At 65.8% G+C, this 2,686-nt stretch carries 3 protein-coding genes; all 3 read left to right on the top strand.

Annotated elements, in window-relative coordinates; translation table 11 throughout:
* A partial coding sequence (locus AC1D2K_RS33135; protein WP_478094474.1) for an ABC transporter ATP-binding protein occupies window positions 1-846 on the top strand: 846 nt, incomplete at its 5' end.
* Complete coding sequence (locus tag AC1D2K_RS33130) at window positions 846-1,610, top strand: ATP-binding cassette domain-containing protein (RefSeq protein ID WP_478094473.1); 765 nt, start codon at window positions 846-848, stop codon at window positions 1,608-1,610. The genes AC1D2K_RS33135 and AC1D2K_RS33130, both read left to right, overlap by 1 nt.
* Before the next feature lie 39 nt (window positions 1,611-1,649).
* Complete coding sequence (locus tag AC1D2K_RS33125; RefSeq protein WP_478094471.1) at window positions 1,650-2,504, top strand: carbon-nitrogen hydrolase family protein; 855 nt, start codon at window positions 1,650-1,652, stop codon at window positions 2,502-2,504.
* The last annotated feature ends 182 nt before the right edge of the window (window positions 2,505-2,686 follow it).

The following is a 2,686-nucleotide window of genomic DNA, read 5'->3' as shown; positions in this document are numbered from 1 at the left end:
GGCAAGTCCACACTTGGCATGACCATCGGCCGCTTGCTGGCGCCGAATGCATCTTTCGACGGCGGCGACGTCTTGGTCGAAGGCCGTTCGATTCTGCGCTGCACGGACGCGCAACTGCGCGCCGTCCGACGCGACCGGCTCGGTTTCGTGTTCCAAAACCCGATGTTGGCACTGGACCCGACGATGCGCATTGGCCGCCAGATCGCCCTCGCGCTGAACTTGCCTGCCGGGTCGGCCCGCATCGTCGAACTGCTCGCGAAAGCGAGCCTGAGCGATCCCGCCAGGGTGGCGGCCTGCTTCCCACACGAATTGTCCGGCGGGATGGCGCAGCGGGTGGTGATCGCCCTGGCGATCGCGCGCAACCCCGCGGTCGTGATCGCCGACGAACCGACCGCGTCCCTCGATGCCTCCATTACAGGCGCGATACTCGACTTGCTTATGGCGCTCGGCCGCGACACTGGCGCCAGCTTGGTGATCATGAGCCACGATTTGCGGATGGTCGCGCGGCGCTGCGCGCGCATCCTCGTCATGTATGGCGGCCGCGTCGTTGAGTCAGGCGAGAGCCGCCAGGTCTTCGCCGCGCCCCGTCACCCCTACACGCAGGCGTTGGTGCGGGCTGCGGCCGGTAACGAAGGCCCCGGTGGCCAGCTTCAACCTATTCCCGGAGTGCCGCCCGTGCTGCACCAGCGATCAACCAATTGCGCATTCGCGGCGCGCTGCGCGCATGCGCAGCCGATCTGTCACAGCCAGCGCCCGGCTGATGTCAACCTGCGAGGACGGGTCGTCGCGTGCCACTTTGCGCTCGACGGCAACACTGTTCCTGCCGAGCCCTTGGAGGCGTCGTGATGGTCACCGCCCAACCTACCATCCAGTTGCGTGGACTCGGTGTCACCTACCGCAAGGGTCCGCCTTGGCACCGCATCGCCGTACCCGCCGTCAATCGGGTCGACCTCGACATCGCCCCGGGCGAAACGGTCGGCCTGGTCGGCGAATCCGGATCGGGCAAGACAACGCTGGGGAGGATCATGCTCGGTCTCGTGCGGCCCACCTTCGGGACTTTTCTGTTCGAAGGCAAGCCGTTCGATCCCGTCGTGCGGCGACAGGGCGCGCTGTCGGTGGTCTTCCAGCATCCGGAGTGGGCATTGAACCCTCGCCTGCGCTGCGGCGCCTCGATTGCCGAGCCGTTGCTGATCCAGAGACTCGGCGACCGCGCCGAGCGACAGCGCCGGGTCGCCGCCATGCTCGCCGAGGTCGGCCTCGACGGCGAGCTCGCTGCCCGCTACCCGGGCGAGCTGTCGGGCGGGCAGCGCCAGCGCATGGCGATCGCACGGGCGCTGATCACGAGCCCACGGTTTATCGTGTTCGACGAGGCAGTGAGCGCGCTCGACGTCTCGGTGCAGAGCCAGATCCTGAATCTGATCCGCGGCCTGCAACAGCAGCACCGCTTCGCCGCACTGTTCATTTCGCACGACCTCGCGGCGACCCGCTACGTCTCGCACCGGATCGCGGTCATGCGCGCGGGCGACTTGGTGGAAGTCGCTTCCGCGCAGCAGTTCTATACCCGTCCCGAGCACCCGTACAGCCGTGCGCTGCACGATTCGATCGTGTGACGACCCCGACCGCGCGAGTCGATTCCTGGAGACCCTATTTTGAAGCCTTTCTCTATCGCGGGCCTGCAACTCGCCCTGGCGCCCGGGGACAATCGAGACTGCATCGAGCGCGAAATCGCGTCGACGGTGAAGCGCTTTCCATGGGTGCAGATGGTCCTRTTGCCTGAACTTGCCTCGTTCGGCTCGGCGCTCGGCAGCGCCGAGCCATTGCCGGGACCGACCGAGGCGCGTTATCAGGCGCTCGCCCGAAAGCTCGGCATCTGGCTCGTGCCCGGATCGCTGTACGAACGGGAAGGTGACCGCATCTACAACACCGCCATCGCGATCGACCCAGCGGGCATGACCGTTGCCCGCTATCGCAAGATCTATCCGTTTCTTCCTTACGAAGCCGGCGTCACCCATGGCAGGGAATGCGTGGTGTTCGACGTGCCGGAGGTCGGGCGTTTCGGCCTGTCGATCTGCTACGACCAATGGTTTCCGGAAGTGGCCCGAGCTCTCGTGTGGAAAGGGGCGGAAGTCATCCTGCATCCCACGCTCACCAGCACCATCGATCGTGCCCAGGAGCTTGTGCTGGCCCAGGCGAACGCCATCGTGAACCAGTGCTACTTTGTGGACATCAACAATGCGGGGGAGCTTGGCAACGGCCGCTCGATCATTGTCGGGCCCGAAGGCGAGGTTATCCACCAGGCCGGCGAGCACAACGAGGTCATTCCGGTGACGCTCGACCTGGAGCGGGTCCGCGCGTCCCGCAGGCGCGGGATCAACGGGCTGGGCCAGATGCTGAAGTCCTTTCGCGATACGCGCGTCGACTTTCCGTGCTACGCGAACCCGCCGGCCGATTCGCGAAGCTTGCGTGAGTTGGGACCGCTGACGCTGCCGGCGCGCGGCGAGTAATTGTGAATGCGCGCCAGCGCGATGGAGGAACGCAATGAGCACTTTGACCTCGAGCACCTTGAATGAACAGCAGATCCTGGGCGCCGTCCGCAGCTTGAAAGAGGAGTCCGTCGACATGCTGTGCGAACTGGTGGCGCATGCGTCGCTGCTGGGGGATGAAGCCCCGGCGCAGGCCGTGATGG

Source organism: Variovorax sp. P1_H12_2 (assembly GCF_056405335.1).
Note: the sequence above shows the minus strand (reverse complement) of the source record. Positions and strands in the feature narration are given on the sequence as shown.